General features: G+C 49.5%; 18 protein-coding genes. 13 read left to right on the top strand and 5 right to left on the bottom strand.

Annotated features, from left to right (window positions below; translation table 11 throughout):
* Positions 1-94: 94 nt before the first annotated feature.
* A complete protein-coding gene (glnE, locus tag AC0VXX_RS03325) occupies positions 95-2,965 on the bottom strand; it encodes a bifunctional [glutamate--ammonia ligase]-adenylyl-L-tyrosine phosphorylase/[glutamate--ammonia-ligase] adenylyltransferase (RefSeq protein WP_475515902.1) in 2,871 nt (956 codons plus the stop codon).
* A gap of 240 nt (positions 2,966-3,205) precedes the next feature.
* On the opposite strand from glnE, the gene AC0VXX_RS03320 reads away from it, so the two are divergent.
* From AC0VXX_RS03320 to AC0VXX_RS03285, 8 genes are all read left to right on the top strand, one after another.
* Positions 3,206-4,159: a hypothetical protein gene (locus AC0VXX_RS03320; RefSeq protein WP_475515901.1), complete on the top strand. Its 954-nt coding sequence runs from the start codon at positions 3,206-3,208 to the stop codon at positions 4,157-4,159.
* 11 nt (positions 4,160-4,170) lie between these two features.
* Positions 4,171-5,070: a DUF350 domain-containing protein gene (locus AC0VXX_RS03315; RefSeq protein ID WP_475515900.1), complete on the top strand. Its 900-nt coding sequence runs from the start codon at positions 4,171-4,173 to the stop codon at positions 5,068-5,070.
* A 24-nt stretch (positions 5,071-5,094) separates the two neighbouring features.
* A complete protein-coding gene (locus AC0VXX_RS03310; protein ID WP_475515899.1) occupies positions 5,095-6,822 on the top strand; it encodes a polyamine aminopropyltransferase in 1,728 nt (575 codons plus the stop codon).
* A gap of 77 nt (positions 6,823-6,899) precedes the next feature.
* Complete coding sequence (locus AC0VXX_RS03305) at positions 6,900-7,313, top strand: YjfI family protein (protein WP_475515898.1); 414 nt, start codon at positions 6,900-6,902, stop codon at positions 7,311-7,313.
* 82 nt (positions 7,314-7,395) lie between these two features.
* Positions 7,396-8,082, top strand: a complete 687-nt coding sequence (locus AC0VXX_RS03300; protein WP_475515897.1) for a PspA/IM30 family protein — start codon at positions 7,396-7,398, stop codon at positions 8,080-8,082.
* 83 nt (positions 8,083-8,165) lie between these two features.
* Complete coding sequence (locus AC0VXX_RS03295) at positions 8,166-8,810, top strand: hypothetical protein (protein WP_475515896.1); 645 nt, start codon at positions 8,166-8,168, stop codon at positions 8,808-8,810.
* Positions 8,811-8,877: 67 nt separating this feature from the next.
* Complete coding sequence (locus AC0VXX_RS03290) at positions 8,878-9,210, top strand: hypothetical protein (protein ID WP_475515895.1); 333 nt, start codon at positions 8,878-8,880, stop codon at positions 9,208-9,210.
* Positions 9,211-9,277: 67 nt separating this feature from the next.
* Positions 9,278-10,078 (top strand): ion transporter, encoded by an 801-nt coding sequence (locus AC0VXX_RS03285; RefSeq protein ID WP_475515894.1) that lies wholly within the window; start codon positions 9,278-9,280, stop codon positions 10,076-10,078.
* Positions 10,079-10,277: 199 nt separating this feature from the next.
* Here AC0VXX_RS03285 and AC0VXX_RS03280 read toward each other — a convergent pair whose 3' ends face one another.
* Positions 10,278-11,762, bottom strand: a complete 1,485-nt coding sequence (locus AC0VXX_RS03280; protein WP_475515893.1) for a CYTH domain-containing protein — start codon at positions 11,760-11,762, stop codon at positions 10,278-10,280.
* Between the two features lie 253 nt (positions 11,763-12,015).
* Here AC0VXX_RS03280 and AC0VXX_RS03275 point away from each other — a divergent pair, with 253 nt between their 5' ends.
* From AC0VXX_RS03275 to putA, 4 genes are all read left to right on the top strand, one after another.
* Positions 12,016-12,696 carry a TIGR00153 family protein gene (locus AC0VXX_RS03275; protein ID WP_110455915.1) on the top strand — a complete coding sequence of 227 codons (681 nt, stop codon included), beginning with the start codon at positions 12,016-12,018 and terminating at the stop codon, positions 12,694-12,696.
* A gap of 24 nt (positions 12,697-12,720) precedes the next feature.
* Complete coding sequence (locus AC0VXX_RS03270; protein WP_475515892.1) at positions 12,721-13,989, top strand: inorganic phosphate transporter; 1,269 nt, start codon at positions 12,721-12,723, stop codon at positions 13,987-13,989.
* 214 nt (positions 13,990-14,203) lie between these two features.
* Entirely contained in the window at positions 14,204-14,779 is a 576-nt protein-coding gene (locus tag AC0VXX_RS03265; protein WP_475515891.1) for a TIGR04211 family SH3 domain-containing protein, read from the top strand.
* A gap of 485 nt (positions 14,780-15,264) precedes the next feature.
* Positions 15,265-18,444 (top strand): bifunctional proline dehydrogenase/L-glutamate gamma-semialdehyde dehydrogenase PutA, encoded by a 3,180-nt coding sequence (gene putA / locus AC0VXX_RS03260; RefSeq protein WP_475515890.1) that lies wholly within the window; start codon positions 15,265-15,267, stop codon positions 18,442-18,444.
* A gap of 197 nt (positions 18,445-18,641) precedes the next feature.
* Here the strand turns inward: putA and cydC are convergent, their stop codons facing one another.
* From cydC to AC0VXX_RS03245, 3 genes are all read right to left on the bottom strand, one after another.
* The gene (cydC, locus tag AC0VXX_RS03255; RefSeq protein WP_475516927.1) at positions 18,642-20,432 is read right to left on the bottom strand and encodes a heme ABC transporter ATP-binding protein/permease CydC; all 1,791 of its coding nucleotides are present in this window, start codon (positions 20,430-20,432) and stop codon (positions 18,642-18,644) included.
* Between the two features lie 11 nt (positions 20,433-20,443).
* The gene (cydD, locus tag AC0VXX_RS03250; RefSeq protein WP_475515889.1) at positions 20,444-22,252 is read right to left on the bottom strand and encodes a heme ABC transporter permease/ATP-binding protein CydD; all 1,809 of its coding nucleotides are present in this window, start codon (positions 22,250-22,252) and stop codon (positions 20,444-20,446) included.
* Between the two features lie 183 nt (positions 22,253-22,435).
* On the bottom strand, positions 22,436-22,768 hold the full coding sequence (locus tag AC0VXX_RS03245; RefSeq protein ID WP_475515888.1) for a DUF3622 domain-containing protein: 333 nt from the start codon (positions 22,766-22,768) through the stop codon (positions 22,436-22,438).
* Between the two features lie 556 nt (positions 22,769-23,324).
* Here AC0VXX_RS03245 and AC0VXX_RS03240 point away from each other — a divergent pair.
* Entirely contained in the window at positions 23,325-24,710 is a 1,386-nt protein-coding gene (locus tag AC0VXX_RS03240) for a DEAD/DEAH box helicase (protein WP_475515887.1), read from the top strand.
* Positions 24,711-26,836 lie beyond the last annotated feature (2,126 nt).

Here is a 26,836-nt window from a genome sequence, read left to right as displayed (position 1 = left end):
CACAAATAGAGTCGCAGAGCGCAATCTGGTCACATAGATATACCGCTAAATACTGGTAAATGTCAGTGTAGCAGACTGAGATAAAAGCAGCCTATTACTCATCAACCCCCAAGATCTGCTGATAAATATCGACCACACCTTGTGTATGCGACTCGACCAATTCAATGGGTAGCTTGCCGCTCTGCTGTTGCAGCGTAAGGTGATGATTCTCATCTCGAAGATAGCAATAGGCCTGAGTTAAATGCTGTGCACTAAGATGTGGCAACAGTTCAAGTTCCGATAACGTCTCAAATATGCGGACATTATCAGACCAAGTCGCTAACTCTGGGTGGGTATGGGTATGCGCTAAGACCAGATATTGGGCGATAAACTCAATATCAGCAATGCCGCCAGGGCTCTGTTTTAAATCGAAATAACCCGGCTCGACTTTCAGTAAATGAGCGCGCATTTTCTGGCGCATCTCACGCACCTCTTTCGCCAGCTGAGTATGGTCGCGCGCAATGGACAGTACGTCGCGGCGCAGCTCACTAAAACGCACCGCCAAGGCATTATCACCAAACAAGAAGCGCGCACGTACTAAGGCTTGATGCTCCCAGGTCCAGGCTTCCTCTTGTTGATAATGACCAAAATACTCAATTTCACTCACCAGTAAACCCGATGCTCCCGAGGGACGCAGGCGCATATCCACTTCGTATAGTTCACCCGAGGTGGTTCGGGTTGAAAACAGATGTAACACTCGCTGGGCCAGCTTTAAGTAAAAATGGCCGATATCCACAGGACGTTCACCATTGGTTTGGCTACTCTGTGGGTATTTTTCACGACTATAGTCATGCAAAAACACTAAATCGAGATCTGAGCCATAACCAAGTTCTATGCCACCAGCTTTACCATAACCTATCACGGCAAAGCCCATCTGCTCGCCTTGTAAGTGGGGCGGCACTCCATGGCGTGCCACCACTTGTTGCCATGCCTGCTGAATCACCTGCTCGATGATCGCCTCAGCCAAAAATGTGAGATGATCGCTCACCTGCATCACTGGCAGTACGCCGGTGACATCGGCGGCGGCAATTTTTAATTGCTGCGACAATTTAAACTGTCGCAAGGCTTCCATTTGCTGCTCCATATCGTCTTCGGGAACCCGCAGTAAATATTGGCGTAATTCACTGGGGTAATCGTCGAGCGATGTGGTGTCATACAGCTGCGATGGATCAATAAGCTCATCAAGCAACATGGGGAATTTAGCTAACTGCTGGGCGATCCATGGGCTGGCCAAACACAGGCTTACCAATTGCTGGCGCGCGCCGGGGTTTTCAAACAACAGCTCTAAATAGGTGGTGCGAGTCAAAATTTGATCCAGCACCTTAGATACCGGCGTAAAGGCCTTCGATGGCGCCGCCAGATGGGTGAATTCCTGCAACAGCAATGGCATTAATTTGTCTAAGGTATCTCGTCCACGTGGGCCTATGGTGCGCTTGGCGACTGTCTCGCGCCAACTTTTTAATGCTGGCCATAAGGCGAGATCAGCAAGGCTTTGCTCTTCCATCAGACTGTGTGCATCGTCATCGTCTTGCACATTCCATAACTGTTGCGTCCACAGATCGCAGATATCTTCGGTATCTCGCCCACCGACGGTGTCGTTAAAATAACGGTGAATTTTACTCATCGCCGTATCGATATGGCTGCGAAGCTCGGCCTCATCAGCCATGCCCATGGCAAAACAGAGACGCTGCCAATCGAGTTCGCTGCTAGGTAAGGTCTGAGTTTGATGATCGCCAATGGCTTGTAATAAGTTTTCGACACGCCTTAGCAGTTGATAGCTGTTTTTAAGCTCATCGACCGCCAAATATTCAAGTTGGCCTAGGCTGTAAAGGGTATCGATGGCGGCAAACAGACTTTGCTGGCGCAATGCGGGCTCACGGCCACCGCGGATCAATTGAAAGCTTTGCACCACAAATTCCACTTCGCGGATCCCACCTGCGCCCAGCTTGATATTATCGGTCAACTTACGGCGGCGCACCTCTTGGCTGATCAACTGCTTCATCTTACGCAGTGACTCGATGGCCGAGAAATCTAAATAACGGCGATAAACAAACGGGCGTAACATGTCATGTAGCTCATCAGAAAACGCGTTCCACGGCCCCAACGCACGCGCTTTAACCATGGCGTAACGCTCCCAGTCTCGGCCCTGCTCTTGGTAATAATCTTCTAAGCCGCTAAAACTGACCACCAAGGGACCGCTCTCACCATAAGGGCGCAGGCGCATATCGACCCGATAAACAAACCCATCGACCGTCACTTGGTGAAGTAAATTCACTAAGTGCTGGCCCATACGAATAAAGAATTGTTGATTGTCTAAGGCGCGCCGACCACCACGGGTTTCTCCATGTTCGGGAAAGGTGAAGATCAGATCGATATCGGAGGAGAAATTAAGCTCACGTCCCCCCAGCTTTCCCATGCCCAAAATCATCAAGGGCTGCGCAACCCCTTCGCTATCGCATGGCGTACCATGTTGCGTGCACATTTGCTGATAAAGCCAATCGCGCGCCGCAATAATGAGAGCTTCGGCTAGCGCCGATAAATCCAATAGGGCTTCATTGAGTGAGGCATAGCCTTGAAAGTCACGCCAGGCCAAACGCACCATTTGCCGATTGCGATAGCGGCGCAATATGGCTTTGACCTGCTCTTCATCGCTGGCACCCGCCAACAAGGAGTTTAACTCGTTGCTGAAATCGGCACGGTCTAGGCTTGCTAATTGACCTTCAAATAACGACATTATCCAGTTAGGGTGACGGCATAGCTGCTCGGCGACAAAGTCACTTAAACCGAGCATCTGGCGTAATTGCGCCTCTTGCTCCACGCTCAACTGCTCAGACATATCAGGCCAAACGTCAGTCAGGCGTTGCCATTGCAATTCTGCGGCTTGCTTAACCACTGCGGGTAACGGGTGATGCGTGATATTTTCCATAGCCTAAACAATCCCTAACATTTAAACATTCGACATAATATGTCTTGAATGATATAGATATGCGTTAATTTGCGCGATATAGCTTATCGAGCCCTGCGCCGTGATAAAAGGGCCACTGGAGACGAAATTGATCGCGTTTAAGGGTTACTATAACTCAACTAGTCGCTATATTATGCAAAGAAGTGATCAACGGTTCATCCATCATCCGTTGCAATCTAACCTTATGTTTATGGAGAAAACATGGCAGTAATGCTGATGCGCATTCTCACCCTAGCCTTGCTACTGACCTTAACGGGATGTGGTGATGACAGGCCAGAAAAAATCGCAAAATTTCAACAGCTCGCCCAAGAGCGCATCAATAACCTCGGTCAGATGCTCGATAAAGGTGAGATCCGAAATGCTAACCTGCTCAGGCAGTATGTTGAGGTGCTTGAAGGACAGAAAACCGATCTCGCCCCACTACTGCGCGAGTTAGCTAAAGATGCAACGTCAGCCGGGCCTATGTATACCTCGCTGCAACGACGTCTTAACGAGCTCAGTGATGGCAATAACTTTGTCGATCTGGATCAACAGCTCAGCGAAGCAGAAAACCTCTATCAAGCCGCCGATCCTAGCCTATTTAACGATATGCTGTCAGATCCGGTTAACGTGGTCGCCGACATGTCAGATGGCGCCTTGGCGCGGGTCAACGCCATCAGCCGTGAAGCCGCTGTGCTGGCTAATGGCGCCGAAGATTTTGGCGCGGGTAGTCAGCTAGTTGGTAACCCCGCCTACGGTAATTGGCAAACGGGCTCCGATGGTATGTCGTTTTGGGCCTGGTATGGCATGTATGCCATGTTCTCTAATCTGGTGCGCGGCCCAGTGTATTACGACCGCTGGTCGAGCCGTCGCAACTACAGCTATTACAATGATGTAGGCCGCTACCGTTACACGTCACCGAAACAAGCTCAGGCGCAAAATCAAACCTTCGAGCGAACTAAGAAGCAGTTTAATGCTCAGGGGAAGAAGTTCGACAGCCCCTATGCCAAGCCGCGTGCAGGCTCTACTAGCTTGTCACGCCAAAGCGCCAGTGCGCCTAAAGCCAGCACAGCTGGGCGCAGCAGTGGCAGTAAATTTCGCTCTAACTACTCCAAAAACAGCAACTTTAGAAATTCAGGAAGTCGCACGACACGCGGTGTCCGTCGGGGCAAATAAAGGAAATTAAGATGACAATATTGCAACACTTCGGCATCACCACCGAACTGGCCATCATTTTAGGGATCGATCTTGCTATCGCCATTATCCTCCTCACGGCGATGCGCTACCTACAGGGCTGGACCGTTAATGTTAACAGCACCCATGAACTGTCTGAGCGCGATAATTTTGCCTTTGGCATTAGCACTGCTGGCGCAGTGGCTGGCTTAGGCATAGTGCTAACGGGCGCCATCACAGGAGAGGCGGCCGAGTCATACTGGGTCGAAGCTATCGGCATGAGCGCATACGGTATCTTCGGCTTAATGCTTATCAAACTGGGACGCTTTTTACACGATAAGATTGCCCTTAACGAAATAGATAAAAACGCCCTCATTATTAAGGGCAATATTTCGGTGGCAATTGTCGATGCCACCGCCGCTATTGCCACTGCCATTATTATTCGCGCCGTACTGATTTGGGCTGAAGATCTGACCTTAGATACCTTTATCGCCATCTTTAGTGCATTTGCCATTTCACAACTCATGTTGGTGTTACTCACCCGTATCCGTGAAAAAGGCTATGCTAAACGCCACCAAGAAGCCTCGATGCAACAAGCCCTAGCCCAAGGCCATACCGCATTAGCCATACGCCACAGCGGGTATATGCTGGCGATGGCGCTGAGCTTTAATGCCGCAAGTCACTTTATTATTTTTATCCCAGATGCCTATATCAACAATATTATTGGCTGGTTGGTATTTTCGGTGATCATGCTGCTAGCGCTCTCCTTGCTACAAGCCTTGGTGAAAAAATTAGTCTTAGCTAACATCAATTTGGCCGAGGAGGTAGAACTGCAACACAATGTGGGGATCGCCACCGTTGAATTGGCCATTAGCGTGGCTATCGCCCTTATTTTAACCAGTTTGATGGTGTAACCTAATCGCACCAGCAAGGATGTAATGCACTCTTCTCCCACGACTGCGCCAACCTCGGTTGGCGCCAAAAAACTCACCTGGTTTGACGATCTATTGTTACTGGGCATCATGGCCGTACTGGCTGCCTGCGGTCTGATTTACGAATACTTATTGTCTCACTATGCCGGGCGAGTACTCGGCGCATTAGAAGCCGCCATCTACACCATGATTGGCTTGATGATCGTCTCTATGGGCATTGGCGCCTTTGCGGCGCGAAAAATTCGCTGCGCTTATACTGGCTTTGCGATTTTAGAACTCAGTGTCGCCCTGTGCGGCGCTTTGGCGATTTTAATCACCGCCGCCGTCATTGGCTTTGGTCAGCAGCTGCCAATGCTGATTGCTAACACTATCGGCCTGCCGCCCGATCAACTGCCTCAAGGCGGCTTTATCGGCAGCCTGCAAAAATTAAGCGAGTACCTGCCCTATTTTTGGGGAGTGTTGCTGGGCTTGATGATCGGCATGGAGATCCCGCTGATCGCCAGAGTCAGACAATCTCTGTGTGAAGCCCATTTGCTACACAATGCTGGCACCATTTATGGTGCCGACTATATTGGCGCAGGGGTAGGCGCGGCGATTTGGGTGACATTGATGTTAGCCATCGATATTCAACTCGCGGCGGCGTTAACCGCTAGCTTTAACCTGCTCGCAGGCTTCATCTTTATTTGGCGCTTTTGGGATAATATCGCTCACGCCAAATTACTGCTCGCAGGCCATATTATCGCTAGCGGCTTGTTGGTTCTTCTCGCCAGCCATGGTCCGCAGTGGGAGCAACAATTTAATAATTTGCTCTACAAGGATAAAGTGATCTACGCCAAGGCGACCCGCTTCCAACAGCTAACCTTTACCGAACGCTTACGCGGAAACGATCTGCCTGCGGTGTATTCGCTCTACATCAATGGCCGGCTGCAGTTTTCTAGCCAGGATGAGCATATCTACCATGCGTTTTTAGTCCATCCGACCCTCGAAGCCAGTGCGCGTCATGACAAGGTGCTGATCATTGGCGGCGGCGATGGCTTAGGCTTGCGCCAAGTCCTCAAGTGGCAGCCGCAGCAGGTGACGCTTATGGATCTGGATGCGGACTTAGTGGCGTTATTTAAAACCCCCAACGACGCCATGCCGACGCGACTGCGTCACGCCTTGCTTAAGCTCAATAATGATGCGCTTAACGACAAGCGGGTCGAGCTTGTCTTCGATGATGCCTTTAATGGCGCCGATAAACTGATCCGCCGCGGCGATAAATATGATGCCATCATTGTCGACCTGCCCGACCCTAGCCACCCAGATCTCAATAAACTCTACTCCGATATGTTTTACCTTAAACTCAAAGAGCTACTAAGCGCTGACGGCGCAATTACGGTGCAGTCGACCTCGCCCTATCATGCGCCTCAGGCGTTTATCTCTGTGGGTAAGACCCTCGCCAGTGCCGGATTTAACATGCAGCAATATCATCATAATGTGCCCAGTTTTGGCGAGTGGGGCTGGAGTATCGCCACCTTAGCAGGCAAAGCGCCACGTGAGCGCTTGCAAACCCTGACCCAGTTATCGATAGAGGAAGCTTGGTTAACGCCTGGGCTTATCAAAGGGGCATTTGAGTTTCCGGGCAACTATTATCAACACGCCGAAGAAGTAAAAGTGAATGATATTGGCTCAATGCACCTGTATCAGTATCATCAACAGGCATGGTCTGAAAACGAAAATATCCCCCTATTTTGAATCGTAAAATAGCGCTTGACATATTATGTCTCAGTGCTATCTTTAACCGCAGACATAATATGTCAAAGAGGACAACTATGAACATTCACCAAATTGCCAACCACCTCAATGATCTTGGCGACCATAGCCATACAGGCTTTCAGTTCGATTGCTATCCCATTGACGGTGACGTTGAGGTGTTACAAGTCAATATTGTTGGACGTGAAGAGATACCGTTATTTGTGTCGGTCACAGAAAACCAGGTGCTGTGCATCAGCTATCTATGGGGCGAAGATGAAGTTAAACCTGAGCGTCGCAGTCAGATGTTCGAAACCATGCTAGAGCTCAATATTCCGATGCCACTGTCCTCTTTTGCCAAAATTGACGACAAATATGTGGTGTACGGAGCACTATCGGTCAATTCGAGCATGAAAGAGATTGAACAGGAGTTATCGGTACTGTCGGATAACTGCTTAGAAGTGATCGATGAACTCAGCGAGTTCTTAAACTAGATTCACACCAAATTAAATTGTGGTAACTGTGGGCGAGACATCCGGTTTTTAGCACACGGTTATACTGTAGAGGAGTCTCATTATGGGTATTCTAAATAAGATTTTAACCGCGTTTCGCGGCGGCGCGACTGAAGTAGGCCAAAGCATTGTTGATGCCAACTCCACGCGTATTTTTGAACAAGAGATCCGCGATGCAGAGAAGCACCTCACCAAGGCCAAGCGTGAACTAACCGACGTCATGGCTAAAGAGATGCATGCTAGCCGCGAAATCGACCGTCTAAAACGTGCTATCGCCGAGCATGAAGGCTATGCCACACAGGCGTTAGAAAAAGGCAATGAAACCTTGGCGCTAGAAGTGGCAGAGAAGATCGCTCAACTGGACCAAGAGCTTGCCGAGCAGCAGACGGCTAACGATAGCTTTAGCGCCCATGCGACCAGACTCAAAGACTTGGTGCGTAAAACCGAACGTCAGCTGGCAGATTATCAGCGCCAGCTTAGCATGGTCAAAACCACTGAGAGCGTACAAAAAACCACGGCAACGATTACCGACTCATTTGCCAGCAGCAACTCGAAACTGCTCAATGCAAAAGATTCACTCGAGCGCATCAAAGCACGTCAACAACAGTTTGACGATCGCTTAAAGGCCTCAGAAACCTTAGCAGAAGAGAACAGTGACAAGTCACTGCAGGCCAAATTAGCCGAAGCGGGAATTGGTGAACAAAAGTCCAATGCCAATGCGGTACTTGAACGCCTTAAAGCGCGCAAATAATCGATGTTAAGTTTGCTAAAAAGCACTTTGAGGCCTCGCCTTAAGGTGCTTTTAGCCATTTACGTTAGTGCTAGGAGTATCACATGGGATTCTTAAAAGGGCTTTTTGGTAAAAAAGCCCCACCGCCACGTCAACTAAGCCACCCCAATCATCTCCAAATTGGCGATATGATCACCCTCGATGATAGCTTTGCGCTACCCGAGCAGCTACGCGGCCAACAACTGCGTGTCGAAGCGGTCAATACCTATGAGTTTGAACGCCGACAATCGACCGAGTGGGTGTTAAAAGGTCATGGTAATGACACCCTGTTTTTATCGCTCGATGAAGATGATGAAACCCATCTGTGTTTCGCCCTAAAAATCACCCGCAGCCAAGTCGAACAAATTGTCGATCTTGACCAATTTAGCGATATTTTTGAAGAAGATGTTCAGGCCAGCCTCAGCATACAGTCCACGGCACCTGAATCGCTTAGCGCTTGGTTAGGAAGCCAATATCATCAGATTAACTTTGCCCAATTTGGCTATTTTCACCGCCAAGATTATCGCGGTATGACGCCCCCTCAAGATGAGGGCACTAACAGTGGTGAACCGTTTGAACTGTATCAACTGCTCGACGACGAAGAACGTTATGGCATTGAAGTTGAAGTCTATGAAGGCGGCGAGACCGACGTCATGCTGACCCTGTATCGCCCATTGAGTGATATTCGCGAATACTGGCCAGGCAAGTGATAAGCGCTGCAGCGGCAAATCCGTTGCCCCCTAAGCGACTTGCCACATCAAGCTGAGGTAACGATAAATGAGTAAAATTAAACAGCCACTCCCTGAGCAATGGTTACAAAATCAAAAGGCTGCTAAGGCCACTCAAGTCGCGTTCGATCTTGATGAAAAGTTTCAATACTCCATCCGTAAAGCGGCACTGGATGCAGGGGTGAGCCCATCCGATCAAATTCGCACTATCTTAGGATTATCGGTCACTAAGCGGCCCAAACGCCCACGGCTAACGGTGTCGCTCAGCCTAGATGATTACCAATTACTGGCGCAAAAATATAACTTGCCCCCCAGCGAACAGCTGGAAATAAAACGCCGAGTATTAGATGACTTGGTTCATTTTGTTGGAGAAAACGAATAAGATTGTGGCTCAAATATAAAATAAAGGGGCGTGGGATTAACCCGCGTCCCGTTTAGGGATCCATTTTATGGCAGAGAAAAAACGTTGGTTACCGCCAATAGAGCAGGCCCCATCACCGTTTCAGCTAGCCATGATGGCGCTATCATTGATTTCCGTTGTCGTGGTATTGATGCTCACCTTTGCCAAGCTCGACACTGAAACCCGCCGGCTATTATTATTTGTCGATGCCAGTATCTGCACCATATTTATCAGTTATTTCTTCATCAATCTGTTTCGCGCCGACGATAAACGTCACTATATCAAACACAATTGGATCGATCTGGTTGCTAGCATTCCGGCGATTGAGCCTCTGCGTATGGCAAGGTTATTCCAAATCTTACGGGTTATTCGTCTACTCAGAATGACCCGCTCAATCATTGTGCCTATGATGAAGCAGCGACGACAGGCCACGCTGGCAAGCTTACTCGTGGCTTTGGTCACCTTGCTTACCTTTGCCTCAGTATTAATATTAATTGTAGAAAGTGGCGAGCCTGGGTCGAATATCCATACCGCTGAAGAGGCGATTTGGTGGGCGCTGGTAACCATTTCCACCGTAGGTTATGGCGACCATTACCCGGTAACCACCATTGGACATGTTATCGGCGGCATAGTCATAGTGTGTGGTGTGAGCTTTTTCGGGGTGATATCGGGCTATATGGCCTCGATTTTTATCGCTCCCGATGAGTCAGAAAAATTAGATACTCAGAGCGAAGAAATTCGTAGCGATCTTCAACATGCCCTACAACGAATGGAGCAAAATCAAGCCACACTACTGCAAGAAGTGGCAGAACTAAAACAACAACTCAAACAAGGCAAGTCGCTTGAGTAAGTTAATATCGGCCATGACAGCCAACATTAACGGTTAACGCCGAGGAATTGGCTTACGCTGCAGCACTAAGCCTTGTTAGCGCTAAGCCATATCAGGGCTAAAACATAAAGCTAACACGGCTAACACCCGAATTAAGCCAACTTCGGCTCGGTGCCGTGAACAAAGACACCGAGCCTTAAGCCCTATCTTAAGCGCTAATTTAACGCCAGTAAGGCATGGCCTTCAGCGCCGAGCGGCGCGAATGATCCATCGCAACCAATAAACTCTGTTGCTGAGAATCGAGCCAAGGTTGAAGTTCAATCCCCTGCGCTGTCGCCAACTTTGCTAAACATTGGTAGGCGCGTAAGGTGCGGATCCCTTGAGCTAAGTCATTCCAAGGAGCGCAAAATAGCGCTCTTTGTTTAACGCGATACAAGTCACCATAAGCGATACTCACTAACTGCCCCTCCTCTAACGCCTTACCCAACGATAGCAAGTCATCACAGCTCAATGCGCGCTCGGCTGACATCATAGTACTCATTTGCCGCCATGAATCTTCTAACTGGTTATTGGCAAATTGCACCAGCTCAGACGAGAGTTCGAGTGGTAGCAAGCCCTCTCGACAGGCAAATAACAAGTTAACCAACTTGAGCTGCAAGTGACCATAGGCGGTATCAGCCAACATGGTTTGCATCACGCAAGGTAAATCCTGTGCAGCTAAAGCCTTAGTGATTAACGGCTCAATCGCCTCCACTTGCGGCAGGGTCGATAATAAAGTGGCCCTGTGAGTTAATAGGGTGCTGTAACCCAAACTAATATCAACCGGGGCCAGATGTTGCTCTAGGCGCGAAAAAGCCTGTAATAAGGACTCATCTAACAGACCAAATTGCATCAAAGTAGAGCGCAGCAGCCTGATACAGGCGCGCAGCCGATATACCAGCTCTGGTTGCTCAACACTCTCGGTGGACTCTAACACCATGGCTTCGAGCAATTGCCAACGCTCCAGCCCAATACTAAGCACAGTTAATAACGCCTGTTTTGGCGTCGCATTATCACTTAAAGCGATAACATCAAGTGCCTCCAGTTGCTGCGGGCTTGCCATAGCGGCCAAGCGATAGCCTCGCTGCGCCTTACTGGCTCGCCCCAAACGCGCGGGGATCTGCTCGGTCACTTGCTCACCCAGTATCAACAACGCCTGCGTTTGGCCAGCAAGCAGCTCAAACTCAATTTCACATATAGGTTCGCTGACGCCATTGGCACAAACGGTGCCGATATCTAAAGCCACCTCGACTAAGCTATCTTGTAGATAAATATGCCAAATCATCCGGCTAAAATCAGTATCAAATAACGAGGTTAATTGGCGCTGCACTTTATCTATGTCAGCACCTACTGGCCAAATTTTAGGCGGGAAGCGTGATAAATCGACCTTAGGTTGATCGATATCAATATTGTATTCGGGGCGATAATGCACTCCGCCTTCGACACTGCCCGCGGTCTTGATGGTCTGCTCATAATGGCCATCGCAACCGCGAATACGCAGCCCCATGTCCCATTGCCGCAGCTGTAAGTCTGGGGTATCAAAATAACTATTACTGAGATGTTTTACGCCTTTTGACTCACTATGAGGTAAACTGTTTAGCAGTGATATCAAGGCTTCTCGTGCACTTTTCGGGAAAAACAGTTTAAGTTCTATTTCGGCTGCCATTCGCCAATTGCTCACTTTTTGATTAATAAATTCGATTCTGTAATGCAGCTTTCATTATTATTTAATGAAAACGTCATAATGTAATATTGCTGTCACAAAAGCACTTTAGGATTACGCTTTGCAGTTTCTATATAACTCGTTAGAATAAAAACTGTCAGTTTTTATATAAAAACACAGTTTCAATACGTGGACGCTTGGGTTAACATGCGCCCGCATTTTCCAACAGTGGAATAACCTAAATAGGTACACGGCAATGCCAGTAAACTCTATTTTGGGCGTGTTTGCAAAATCGCCAATCAAACCGTTACAAGAGCATATCGATAAAGTGCACTACTGTGCGTCGATACTTGTACCATTTTTTGAAGCAACTGTCGCAGGTGACTGGGACAAAGCAGTTCAACTTCGTAAGCAAATTAGCCAAGCGGAGCGTGAAGCGGATGATCTTAAAAGAGAGATCCGTCTGACTCTTCCTGGTGGCCTGTTTATGCCAGTTGAACGAACTGACTTACTGGAGCTACTTACCCAGCAAGATAAGATCGCTAATAAGGCGAAAGACATTTCAGGCCGCGTCATTGGCCGTCAACTACTTGTCCCCGCAGCTATACAAGAACCCTTCACCGCCTATTTACAACGCTGTATTGATGCTGTTGTGCAGGCTAAGGAAGCCATTAACGAACTCGACGACCTACTAGAAACAGGTTTTCGCGGGCGTGAAGTCGATCTTGTCGCTAAGATGATCAGTGAACTCGACCAAATAGAAGAGGACACAGATGATCTACAAATCAAAATCCGTCGCCAGTTATTTAGCATTGAAAATGAGCTAAATCCTATCGATGTGATGTTCCTTTATAAGATAATTGAGTGGGTTGGTGACTTAGCAGATCTTGCTGAGCGCGTCGGTTCTCGCTTAGAGCTAATGTTAGCTCGCGTCTAAAAAACAAGTTATCAAGGTATCAACATGGTTGATGTATTAGTCACCAACGGCCCATGGCTTATTGCTATTGCGGCCGCATTTGGATTTTTAATGGCGTGGGGTATCGGCGCAAACGATGTCGCCAATGCAATGGGAACCTCTGTAGGTTCAAACGCGATCACCATTAAACAAGCGATCATTATTGCGATGATCTTCGAATTCGCTGGCGCTTATCTTGCCGGCGGTGAAGTTACCAGCACGATTCGAAAAGGGATCATCGATTCAGCGTATTTTGTCGACTCACCCGAGTTATTGGTTTACGGCATGATTGCGGCGCTATTAGCCGCAGGTATCTGGTTAGTCGTCGCCTCTGCATTAGGATGGCCAGTATCGACGACTCACTCAATTGTGGGCGCGATTGTTGGTTTTGCCTCGGTCGGAGTGGGTGCTGACTCAGTGGCTTGGGGCAAAGTGTTTGGCATTGTTGGTTCATGGGTAGTCACACCAGCAATTTCCGGCTTTATCGCCTTCATGATATTCCAAAGCGTACAGAAGCTGATTTTTAACACTGAAAATCCGCTTGAAAATGCTAAACGCTATGTGCCGTTTTACATGGGTTTAGCTGGTTTTGTAATGTCACTTGTGACCATCAAGAAAGGGCTAAAACACGTTGGTTTACACTTTACCGATCTTGAGTCTTATGCATTAGCCATAGGCATTGCCATCCTTGTTGGGCTTGGCGGTATGGTAGCGATTAAACGTCTGAAGATGAGCGACAAAGCCGATCGTCAAACCCAGTTTGGTAACGTTGAGAAAGTGTTCGCCATCTTGATGGTGGTTACCGCATGTTGTATGGCATTTGCGCACGGCTCTAATGACGTAGCTAACGCCATTGGCCCACTGGCAGCCGTTGTTTCTGTCGTTAACAGTGGCGGCGAGATCAGCAGCAAAGCCCCATTGGTATGGTGGATCCTACCTTTAGGCGCTGTGGGTATTGTGATGGGTCTGGCTATATTTGGTAAGCGCGTCATGCAAACCATTGGTAAAAATATTACTCATCTGACCCCAAGCCGTGGCTTTGCCGCCGAGCTAGCAGCCGCTTCTACCGTGGTTATCGCCTCGGGTACCGGCTTACCTATCTCTACCACACAAACCTTGGTTGGTGCGGTATTAGGTGTAGGTATGGCGCGTGGCATTGCTGCTATCAATATCGGCGTGGTACGTAACATAGTGGTATCTTGGGTGGTCACTTTACCAGCAGGTGCCGGTCTATCGATCATCTTCTTCTTTACCATCAAGGGTATTTTCAACTAACACCTTGATAGTATAAGTAGAAGCATTAAAAGGAAGCCAAATGGCTTCCTTTTTTATGGGCGCGACAGAACAAGATAGCCCATTGACACAACCCATAACGATACCTTATCGCTGATCTCTATCATCATTTGGTAAAATATCAGCCATGCTACCCCTTGCAAAAAGGCCGTTAAATCCCTAGCATGTGGCAATATTTCGTTGAAGAGAACTCAAAGTGTTAAGACTCCTATCTATCGTTGCATTGATGTTGCTGTCACCCACTCTTTTGGCAGCTGAGCAGACCCGTTATATTTCGGATAATGTCTACACCTTCCTTCATGGCGGGCCGGGTACTCAGTTCCGTATTTTAGGTAGCGTCGAGGCAGGACAAGCCATCACTTACTTAGGTGAGACCGAAGGAGACTATGTTAAGATTATCGACCACAAAGGCCGTGAGGGTTGGGTAGATGGTAATCTAGTCATGACTAGCAAGAGCTTTCGCGTGCAGCTACCCGAGGTCGAAGCCAAGCTGGCACAGGTACAGTCCGAGCTCGATACCTTGACCAATGAAAGCAGTAATAGCACTCAGCTTATCCGTCAACTTCGCTCTCAGCTTGCCACCAGTGAGCAGGCGCTCGCCGAAGCCAGCAGCGAGCGCGATAGCGCCACACGTGAGCTAGCAAAGATTCAAAATAACGAGCGTTTCGAGCAACTCAAGCAAGGCGGTATGATTGCGGGAATCGGCTTAATTCTTGGGGTGATCATCGCTTATCTGCCAAGACCCCGTCGTCGCCAAAAGAATCGCTGGTAATAACTATTAGCGCTTTAAAAAAGCCAGCAGCTAGGCTGCTGGCTTTTTTGTGCATTACACTTTTTGATAGCCAAATGTCAGGGAGTTACCACATCTGAGCAGCACAAAGCCACCTTGTCAGCCGCTGCGATAACGCCAGCCCGCGATGACAACAAATGGATTGCAGCAGACACCATAGCGATTAAGGTCAACACGACAAAACAGACCGTATTTAACACTCCATTTACAGTTGATTTCAAACGCAGTGCAATTACCACTCACTAACTAAACCCATACAAGCTGGGCATAGCACACCATCTATTTACATCATTTCAAACAAGGATCACATTAGTTTTCACAATGGTGTTCCTCGTCACATTTTGAATGTATAATCGGCGCGCGAAGGCGCCAGATTGGATACAAAAATAAGACCAAACGCCTTTTAAACAGACCTTTTGTTCAAGCCAAAACTGTCCCTAATGTAGGTCCAGGTGGAAGTTACTACTATGTTCAAAGCAAGTGAAGTTCTGACTGGTCGTTATGACTCAGCTACCCTAGATGAGCTTTTTGAAGCGATCACCCACAACTATATTGTCGATGAAGAGCAATACCTCTCAGAACTGATCCAATTGGTGCCTTCGAGTGAAGCAGAGATCCAGCGCGTCACCCAACGTGCCCACGACCTAGTCAGCAAGGTACGTCAATACGATAAAAAAGGCCTGATGGTCGGTATCGATGCCTTCTTGCAGCAATATAGCTTAGAAACTCAAGAAGGCATTATTTTGATGTGCCTAGCTGAAGCCTTGCTGCGCATCCCCGATGCCGAGACCGCCGACGCACTGATTGAAGACAAGCTCTCAGGGGCGAAATGGGACGAACACCTCAATAAGAGTGGCTCCACCTTAGTCAATGCCTCGACTTGGGGATTGATGCTAACGGGTAAAATCGTCAACCTAGATAAAGAGATTGATGGTAAGCCTAGTAGCCTACTCAACCGCTTAGTTAACCGTTTAGGCGAACCTGTGATCCGCCAAGCCATGCTGGCAGCGATGAAGATCATGGGCAAGCAATTTGTATTAGGTCGCACCGTTAAAGAAGCCCTAAAAAACAGTGTCGATAAACGTAAGCTAGGTTATACCCACAGCTACGACATGCTCGGCGAAGCGGCGCTCACCATGAAAGATGCGCAAAAATACTTCGACGATTATTCTAGTGCTATCGCCGCCTTGGGCGAGCAACAATACGATGAAAGCCAAGCGCCGCGTCCAACCATCTCTATTAAGCTGTCAGCGCTGCATCCTCGCTATGAAGTCGCTAACGAAGACCGCACGCTCACCGAGCTGTACGACACCGTTATCAAATTAATCAAGCAGGCACGCGCCCTCAATATTGGCGTCTCTATCGATGCCGAAGAAGCCGACCGCTTAGAGTTGTCGCTCAAACTATTCCAAAAGCTGTATAACTCAGACGCCGCCAAAGGCTGGGGCCTGTTAGGCATAGTCGTGCAAGCCTACTCTAAACGCGCCCTGCCGGTACTTTGCTGGCTAACGCGCCTATCGAAAGAGCAAGGCGATGAGATCCCACTGCGCTTAGTGAAAGGCGCTTACTGGGACAGCGAGTTAAAATGGGCACAAATGGCAGGTGAAGGCGGTTACCCGCTTTACACCCGTAAGGCGGGTACTGATGTTTCTTACCTTGCCTGCGCCCGCTACCTGTTGTCTGATGCCACCCGCGGCGCCATCTATCCACAGTTTGCCAGCCACAATGCGCAAACCGTCGCGGCCATTGCCGATATGGCGGGCGATCGCCAGTATGAGTTTCAACGTCTGCACGGCATGGGCGAAGAGTTGTATGACACCTTGCTGGCCGAAGCTGGCGTGAGCACAGTGCGTATCTATGCGCCCGTTGGTGCCCACAAAGATCTGCTACCTTACTTAGTGCGGCGCCTGCTAGAAAATGGCGCCAACACCTCGTTTGTGCATAAACTGGTGGACCCTAAAACCCCCATCGACTCTTTGGTTGTCCATCCTTTGACGACCCTACAAAACTACAACACCCTAGCCAATAATAAAATTGTTCAGCCAGCCGATATTTTTGGCGCCGAACGTAAAAACTCTAAGGGACTCAATATGAATATCATGTCTGAATCTGAGCCGTTTTTCGCGGCGTTAGACACCTTTAAAGACAAGCGCTGGAGCGCGGGCCCGCTGGTCAATGGCGAAACCCTAACGGGTGACACCATAGAAGTGCTCAGCCCCTATGACACCACTCAGGTGGTCGGCACCGTCGCCTTTGCCGACAGCCACGCCATAGAACATGCGCTCGCCAGTGCCCACGGCGCCTTTGGCCCATGGTGTGCAACGCCCGTTGAAGTGCGCGCCAACGCGCTACAAAAGCTAGCGGATCTATTAGAAGAACACCGCGAAGAGTTGATTGTCTTATGTACCCGTGAAGCGGGTAAGAGTATTCAAGACGGTATCGATGAAGTGCGCGAAGCGGTCGATTTCTGTCGCTACTACGCGGTGCAAGCCAAGAAGATGATGGCCAAGCCTGAACTGCTTCCTGGCCCAACGGGTGAGCTCAATGAGCTGTTCTTGCAAGGTCGCGGCGTCTTTGTGTGTATCAGCCCTTGGAACTTCCCGCTAGCCATCTTCTTAGGTCAAGTTGCCGCCGCGCTTGCTGCGGGTAACACTGTGGTGGCTAAGCCTGCCGAACAAACCTCAATTATCGGCTACCGCGCGGTGCAACTGGCTCATCAAGCGGGGATCCCCAAAGAGGTGCTACAGTTCCTGCCTGGCACGGGTGCTAGCGTTGGGGCGACCATCACCGCCGATGAGCGCATAGGGGGCGTCTGCTTCACTGGCTCAACCGTCACGGCCAAGCGCATCAACCTAACCTTAGCCCAGCGCGAAGGGGCCATCATTCCGCTAATCGCCGAAACTGGCGGCCAAAATGCCATGGTAGTGGACTCAACCTCGCAGCCAGAGCAAGTGGTTAATGATGTGGTGTCATCTTCCTTTACCAGTGCAGGACAACGCTGCTCGGCGCTGCGAGTGCTGTTTTTACAAGAAGATATCGCCGATCGTGTTATTGATGTGCTCAAAGGGGCGATGAATGAGTTAACCATTGGCGATCCCAACTCGGTGAAGACAGATGTCGGGCCGGTGATCGATGCGACCGCCAAGGCCAACCTTAATGCCCATATCGATCACATTAAGCAAGTAGGCCGTTTGATTAACCAGCTTGAGTTACCATCTGGCACCGAAAATGGCCACTTTGTGGCGCCGATTGCGGTAGAAATTGACTCGATTAAAGTGTTAGAAAAAGAGCACTTTGGGCCTATCCTACATGTTATCCGCTATAAGGCTGCTGATTTACCTAAGGTTATTGATGAGATCAATTCAACCGGATTTGGTCTCACCCTGGGGATCCATAGCCGTAACGAAAGCCATGCCCTCGCCTTAGCCGACAAGGTTAATGTGGGTAATGTCTATATCAATCGCAACCAAATTGGCGCTGTCGTTGGCGTACAGCCTTTCGGCGGACAAGGCCTGTCGGGCACAGGCCCTAAAGCCGGTGGTCCACACTACTTAACCCGTTTTGTGACCGAAAAGACCCGCACCAATAACATCACCGCCATCGGTGGCAATGCGACCCTCTTATCACTGGGCGATAGTGATGACTAATACCATTAGCGTATCCCATAGCGTAAGTAGGCAAATGAACAAGTAAGCCGATACCGTAAGGTGTCAGCGACGATAAATAAAAAGTCGATAAATAAAAAGTCGATAAGTAAAAAGTCGATAAGTAAAAAGCCCGTTGCAATGCAACTGGCTTTTTACTGTCTGCTTAACGGCTCACCGCCGGCTTAAGCAAGCCTAATTTACACTAAGCGCCGTTGTAAGCTGGCATAGTATTCATCCTGTTGCAGCAGCATTTGATGGCTACCACTTTGACGGATCGCCCCATTTTCCATCAGATGAATACAGTCCATCTGCGCCATCGCAGTTAGGCGGTGGCTTATCATCAACAAGGTTTTATCTTGAGCAAATTCAAATAACAGCGCCAAGATCTCACGTTCGGTGCGTTGATCTAACCCTTCGGTAGGCTCATCAAGCAGCAATAACGGCGCGTCACGCAATAGCGCTCTGGCAACCCCAATACGGCGCTGCTCCCCTCCAGACAACTGCCGCCCGCCTTCACCAATCCAAGTATCCAGTGGCTTATCACCTTGAGTTAAGGTACTTAAGCCCACTTTATTGAGCACCTCAACGAGCAGCTTATCATTGGCCTCCTGCGCCTCCTGCCTGGCTGCACGGCTTAAGCCTTGTGTCTGGATCTCCGTTTGCGTATCGAGCTGGGCTAAGGTTAAGTTATCGCGCAGGGTTCCGGCAAACAGGTAGATACGCTGGCTCACCACAGTCATGCCTTGGCGCAGTTGTTTTTCGCTGTAGGCTGAAATAGGCACCCCATCGAGCATGATACTGCCCGCTTGCGGCTGCCACTGACGAGTGATTAATGACAACAAACTCGACTTGCCACAACCGGTTTGCCCCAGCAGCGCCACCTTGTCGCCAGCCTGCAGGGTTAAATCGACTCCTTTGAGTACGGGTCTATCTGCCTTATAGGCAAAATCGACCTGATGCAAGCTTAACGCGCCATGGGTGACTCTATGCTCTGCCTGCTCATCGAAGATGATACTAGGCGATTGCAGCGCCACCTCATTGACTCGCTCGGCGGCCATCACACACGCAGACAGGTGCTGAAACGCTGCCGCTAGCGGCATCAACATCTCGATACAAGCCAGTGTCATAAAGACCACTAGCGCCAGCATGGGCCCAGGTGGCAGATGTTCACCCACCCCATCGGCCGCCATATATAGCAGCAGTACCACGGCAAGCCCATGACACAAGACCAACGCCGCTTGGCTCAGCGCAGTGACATTGGCCATCGCGGCTTGGCTGGCAAACAACTTTGTCTGCGCCCTATCAAGCTCGGCGCGAAACCGTGGCAGCGCACCAAATAGGGTTAACTCGGCCTGACCTTGCACATATTCGAGCATTAATACTCTAAAGTCGCGTTTTGCCTCAAGCTGGGCGATGCCCGGGCGATGGCCTAAGGCATAAAAGATCAACGGCAATAAACACCACAAGGCCAATAACACGCCGCACAGGGTTAGCGCTAAGGAGGCATCAAACCAGCCCAAAAACAGGTATAAGGCGCCAATCATCAACAGCGAGGCGGCCATGGGAGTGATTAAGCGTAAATAGAGATGATCGAGCGTATCAATGTCTGACACTAAACGATTCAGCAGATCGCCACCGCGCACCGCCTGAAGATCGCTCGCGCTCAGCGGCATCAACTTGCGCCATGCCCAGCACCTAAGCTCGGTCAGTAATTTAAAGGTGGCCTCATGGGTGGCAAGGCGCTCACCATAGCGACTGGCGGTGCGGGCGATGGATAAAAAGCGCACGCCACCTGCGGGGGTAAAATAGTTAAACGCCTGCGCGGTCGCCACCGTGAGTCCTGCAACCGCCGTGGCCGAGAGAAACCAGCCCGACAGCGATAACAAGCCAATGCCAGCCATCAAGGTGGTGATACTTAACAACAGTCCAACGCCCATCATCAGCCATTGGCGTTTAAACAGCCTTAAAAACGGCAACAGTTGGCTTATCCCTTTACGTTTCATGACAACGCCTCGCTTAAAGCCTGCTCATGGCACAGCTCCCGAAATAGCCCCTGCTGGCTCACCAAGGTCTGATAATCGCCCTGCTGCACAATGCGCCCCTTGTCTAACACCACTATCATGTCCATCTGCTGCAGAGAGTCTAAGCGGTGAGTCACCATCAAGGCGCTCGCGCCTGCCATCGCCTCATCCAGTGCCGCTAGTACCGCTTGTTCGCTGTGGCTGTCTAAACTGGCGGTAGGCTCATCAAGTAACAAAAGCTGCGCCTCTTGCCCCAGCGCGCGAGCAAGGCACAAGCGTTGAGCTTGCCCCACCGACACCCCAGCACTTTGCTCGCCTATGGGATGGGCTAACCCGAGCGGCTGCGCGTCGACAAACTCTCTCACCTGCGCCTTTTCCAAAAGCGCCAGTACGCTGGCGTCGCTCATCTCGATATTACTCATCGCCACGTTATCGCGCACCGTGCCATGAAACAGCTGCGGCTCTTGCCCCAGCCATGCCAAATGGCGGCGATAACTGACTCTGTCGAGTGTATTCAGCTCGATGCCATTGACCAACACCGACCCTTCATAGGGTAAAAAGCCGAGCAACATATTGAGTAAACTGCTTTTGCCTGCCCCGCTAGGCCCCACCAACGCCATACGTTGCCCAGCCGCTAACGTCACACTCAGCGGCCCGGCCAACACTTGGCCATCGAGGCTACTCACGGTTACATCTTGCAGCACAATACTCAGCGGCTGATTAGAGGCAAACGGCACACCCTGATTGCCGCCACTATTGTTATCGCAACTATTGTTATCGCCACAGCCACTCTCGGGATGATTAAGCAAGGCCATTAACGCTTCTGCCGCGCCGATGGCCTGCGCCTTAGCGTGATAATGCGTGCCCATGTCCCGCAGCGGTTGATAAAACTCGGGGGCCAAGATCAGCACAAATAAACCGGTAAACAGGGTGAGGCCAGCGCCATAATGACCAAAATCGAGATGGTCAAGAAAGCTAAAACCAAAATACACCGCCAATACCGCAATCGACACTGCAGCGAAAAACTCCAGCACGGCTGAGCTTAAAAAGGCCATACGCAGCACCGCCATAGTGCGACTGCGAAACTCTTCAGAGGCGGTTTCAATCGCTTTGATCTCACGCTCGCCGCGATAAAACAGCTTAATGGTGCTCATGCCTTTAAGGCGGTCCATAAAGTGGCCACTTAAACGCGACAAGGCGGTGAAGTTTTTACGGTTGGCATCGGCAGCGCCCATGCCCACTAAGATCATAAATAGCGGAATTAACGGGGCCGTTGCCAGCAAGATGATGCCCGCGGCCCAGTTTATCGGAAACACCACCGCCAAAATGGTCAGCGGAATAAAGCCCGCCAACAGCATCTGTGGCAGGTATTTGGCGTAAAAGTCATGCAGATCTTCAACCTGCTCTAATACAATGCTGGCCCAGCTACCCGCCGGCTTACCTTTTATAAACACGGGCCCCAGTTGGGTTAACTTATCCAGCACCGCTTTACGGATCTGCCCGCGCAGCAAACAGCCCGCTTTAAAGCTAATGCGCTCGCGGCCATAGGCTAATAATGCCCTAAGCGCTATGATGCCGATGAGGAGATAAAAATGGTTGATAAAATCAGTTTTGGGCTGCGACTCGATAATCATGCCATGCAACATGGTGGCCAGCAGATAGGCTTGTACCACTAAGGCTAGGCCCGTCAATACGCCAAACAACACAGTGAGGTTAAGGTAGATGCCACAGGCTGATTTTTGCTGTTTCAACCAACGGGAAAGCACTTTTTCTAAGCTTTTGTCCATGGGGCTCCGACGACATTGAGGCGAGGGTAACGGCGTATATTGCCAATCCATGAAGTATCGCAGGCAATGGGGGCTTAATAAACAAAGACGAGCGTAAATGTTAGGCGCTTCACAAAAATTGAGCTAGATCAAAAAAGCCAGCACTTATGGCTGGCTTTTAGGGCGATATATCAATAACAAGGTTTAATCTTGCTTGATATAAATCTCGTCGTCATCTTCATCGGCATCGGCATCTGGGTGCGCGTCACGCCACTCTTGCGCTGCCGCTTCTTTTGCCGCTAACGCTTCAGTACGCTCTTCACGCTGCTTAGCGCGGCGCTGATTACGTACCATTAGGTTTTCAACAATCTGTTGCAGTGCGGCATTGCCCCACTCTGTCGCTTCCGCTTCGGTTGCAAAGCCAGCTTTTGACTTAGAAACCACGGTTTTACGCGCAGTCATACGACGAGTGACTTGTGCACTCCAGCCTTTTTCGGTTTCAACAACACGAAGGGCATACTTTTTATCTTTTAACATGATTCAGTCCTAACATAAGTAAAGGCATAGATCTTCGAGTGTCTAAATATCTACCACCGGTTGGGCGAGGCCCGCGATGGGTTTTGCCCGAAAGGCGGCTATTGTAGTCTCCTTTGCACAAAACTCAATCATGAGCGAGTGAATAATACTAATCAATTTAAATAAGGGGTCAATTTTAATAACCAAAAAAGTACTAACACAAGGCAATCAGAAGTCTAAGCTATTATTAAAGTTGAGTTTAATGACATATTACCCCTCGTTTTTAGCGACGCTAAGCCCAGCTAAATATATCGCCTAACGGCCTAGTCCTCTATAGCCAACGGTCGATATTACAGGCGCCTTAACGACCCCTTAACCACACAAGGTGTCTTATGCGTCACTTAAACGCTATACTTGGGCCTTGCCATTGACCGCTTATGGCCCCCATGCCTGCACATTTACTCGCCATGTTTTAGCGAATAATTAGCGATTTTTCAGTAAATCCTGTAAGATGCACGCCCGCCAGCGTACCTGGCACCTGAATTTTGCTGCCCATGCAGCCCCAAGAGACCCATCTATGAGTTTTACCTCCCTAGGTTTATCCGCCCCTATCTTAAAAGCTGTAGCCAACAAAGGTTATGAAACACCCTCTCCAATTCAAGCACAGGCGATTCCAGCCGTGTTAGAAGGTAAGGATGTAATGGCGGCGGCACAAACCGGCACGGGCAAAACCGCAGGCTTTACCCTGCCACTGCTCGAATTGCTAAGCAAAGGAGAACGTGCTCGCGCCAAACAAGTGCGCGCACTGGTGTTAACCCCAACTCGGGAGCTGGCTGCACAGATAGCAGAAAGCGTCACCACTTACGGCAAATATTTACCCCTGCGTAGCGCCGTAGTATTTGGCGGCGTCGGCATAGGCCCGCAAATCAGCCAAATTAATCGTGGCGTCGATATTTTAGTGGCCACCCCAGGGCGTTTACTCGACCTTTATAATCAACGTGCCGTTAGCTTTAGTCAGCTAGAAGTATTAGTGCTCGATGAAGCCGACCGCATGCTGGATATGGGCTTTATCCACGACATCAAAAAAATCTTGGCTGTATTACCCGCCAAGCGTCAAAACCTGATGTTTTCGGCCACCTTCTCCGATGAGATCCGCACCCTAGCCAAAGGCTTGGTTAACAATCCGGTCGAGATCTCGGTAACGCCGCGTAACACCACAGCCAATACGGTAGAGCAGTTAATTTGCCCAGTAGACAAGACGCAAAAATCGGCTGCACTGGTGCAATTAATCAAGCAACACGATTGGCAACAAGTATTGGTCTTTAGCCGCACCAAGCATGGGGCTAACCGCCTCGCTAAGAGCTTAGATGCCAAAGGCATCACAGCTGCGGCCATTCATGGTAATAAGAGTCAAGGCGCGCGCACCAAGGCGCTGGCTAACTTTAAAAGTGGTGAAGTCCGCGTATTGGTTGCGACCGATATTGCCGCTCGTGGCCTCGATATCGATCAACTACCACAAGTGGTTAACTTTGACTTGCCTAACGTGCCAGAGGATTACGTACATCGTATCGGTCGTACTGGTCGCGCCGGCGCCGCGGGTAAAGCGATTTCACTGGTGAGCAGCGAAGAGATAAAATTGCTTGCCGATATCGAGCGCTTGATCGGTAAAACCCTGCCGCGCACCGAAGTGGCAGGCTTTGAGTCGACTCATAAGCTACCAGAAACAGACTTAACACCTAAGCGTCATGGGCAAAACCGTGGCCCACGTAATGCTAAGCCTAGCGGCAATCGCCCAGCGCGTAATAGCGGCGGTCACAACCGTAATGACGATAAGCCGCAAGGCAACCGCGAAGGCCAAGGACAAAGCAAAAGTCCTTACCAAGGCAAGAGCGAACACAGAGACGGCAACGCCCCGAGTCGTCGCCGTACGCGTCGCCCAAGTGCCGCGCAAACCGCTAAGTAACGCTTATCGGTAAGTCGTAACCACACTATGGTCAGTAGCAATACTGGCCATTTTTTTATCTCGCAATTTCCTACCCTAGGTATTTAAAGGGGTTGTTTTAACCATAACCTCATGGTTTATCAATTGCTTGCCGCAGGCCTTTCGTGCAGGTGCTTCCTCGGCTCGGTGAGTGCGACCTTACGTTTACCCCACTTAGGTATTTAAAGGGGTTGTGTTAACCATAACCTCATGGTTTATCAATTGCCTGCCGCAGGCCTTTCGTGCAGGTGCTTCTGTGACACGCCGCAAGTACAATCCCTGTAGGCTCTGCCGTGACATCCATGTCACGGAAGGTCACAGCCGCACCTACACCCGAGTTCTTAATCTCTTCGATTTAGCCATCATTGGTATCCACAGAACCGTTAAAAGCAAAATTATGTTTGACAAAAGGTTGTGGGACTTCGAATGAAGGTGTTGGCATTTTTGGCTTGTAGCATTTGCCGGAATAGGTTTTTACATCGCTGATGGTAGCGTTAACTTACATTGTTTTGAATTGCTTGCCGCAGGCCTTTCGTGCAGGTGCTTCCTCGGCACCGCTGTAAACCCATCCTTGGGCGCTCTGCGATTTCATCCCTGAAATCGAAGGCCTCAGCCGCACCTACACCCGAGTTCTTAATCTCTTCGATTTGACCTTACTAGTGTCACTCGGACAATCAAAAGTTAAATTGTTTTTGGACAAAAGTATCTTGGCCTTCGAATGAAGGTGTTGGCATTTTTTGGCTTGTAGCATTTAGTCGAGTTTGTTTTTATTGATTGATGGTAGCGTTAACCTTCATCATTTTGAATTGCTTGCCGCAGGCCTTTCGTGCAGGTGCTTCCTCGGCACCGCTGTAAACCCATCCTTGGGCGCTCTGCGATTTCATCCCTGAAATCGAAGGCCTCAGCCGCACCTACACCGACTTATCACTCTCTTCGATTTACCCGTAATTGGTATCCACAGAACCGTTAAAAGCAAAATCGTTTTTGGACAAAAGTATCTTGGCCTTCGAATGAAGGTGTTGGCTTTTTTGGGCTTGTAACATTTAGTCGAGTTAGTTTTTATTTATTGATGGTAGCGTTAACCTTTATGGCAACCCATTGCCAGCAGCAGGCCTTTCGTGCAGGTATTTCGGTGGGGCGCTGCAAGTATATCCCTATACGCTCGACGGTGGCATCCATGCCACCAACCCCCACAGCCATACCTACACCGGCTTATCTATCTCTTCGATTTAGCCGTAATTAGTATCCACAGAACCATTAAAAGCTAAATTTTTTTTGGACCAAAGTATCTTGGCCTTCGAATTAAGGTTGAGGCATTTTGCGTGATTGGTTTTTAGTTAACGATGGTAGCATTAACCTTCATCATTTTGAATTGCTTGCCGCAGGCCTTTCGTGCAGGTGCTTCTGTGACACGGTGAGTGAAGCCCAGCTTCGCGCTTACGAACGAGAGGCATGGATACCGAACTGGCTTTTAGACATGGACGTTGTTCAAGTACAATCCCTGTAGGCTCTGCCGTGACATCCATGTCACGGAAGGTCACAGCCGCACCTACACCGACTTATCTATCTCTTCGATTTAACCTTACTGATATGACTCGGACAATCAAAAGCTAACTTATTTTTGAACCAAAGCTTATTAGGACTAATGTTCTAATTAGTCTGTTTCAGATTAATATTTGTATAGATTAACGCTTGGCTTTGCGGCGTGCCGGAGCGCAGCGTAGGTGCGTCCGTCAACAGCCATTTGTGTACGCCCAGCATGGGCATGAACTAATGAGGTGAAAGTCCTCTGTAGGAAGATCACCGTTTAATAACATACTGTTATTAAACGTTAACTACTAGCGAATGGCAAGGGCTTATCCGCGAGGATTGGTCTGAAGGAAGCCGCTAGCAAATTTGCGAGCTGATGAACAAGAACATCATATGAGGCGTAGGCTAGAGGTGAGTTGGCACAAGACGACGAAACCACGTGATCTAATGGCCACCGTAAATGATGCAGCAGTGCAAAGAAAGTTCATGTTCTTATCTGGGGAGATCTGCTTAACACGCGATCGGTCATTAACCAGTGAGGCTCTGGTTTATAAGTGCCTTGGCTTTTCAATTTCATC

It is taken from the genome of Shewanella sp. QJM3NY_23 (assembly GCF_056173105.1).
This window is presented reverse-complemented; position numbering and strand designations above follow the sequence as displayed.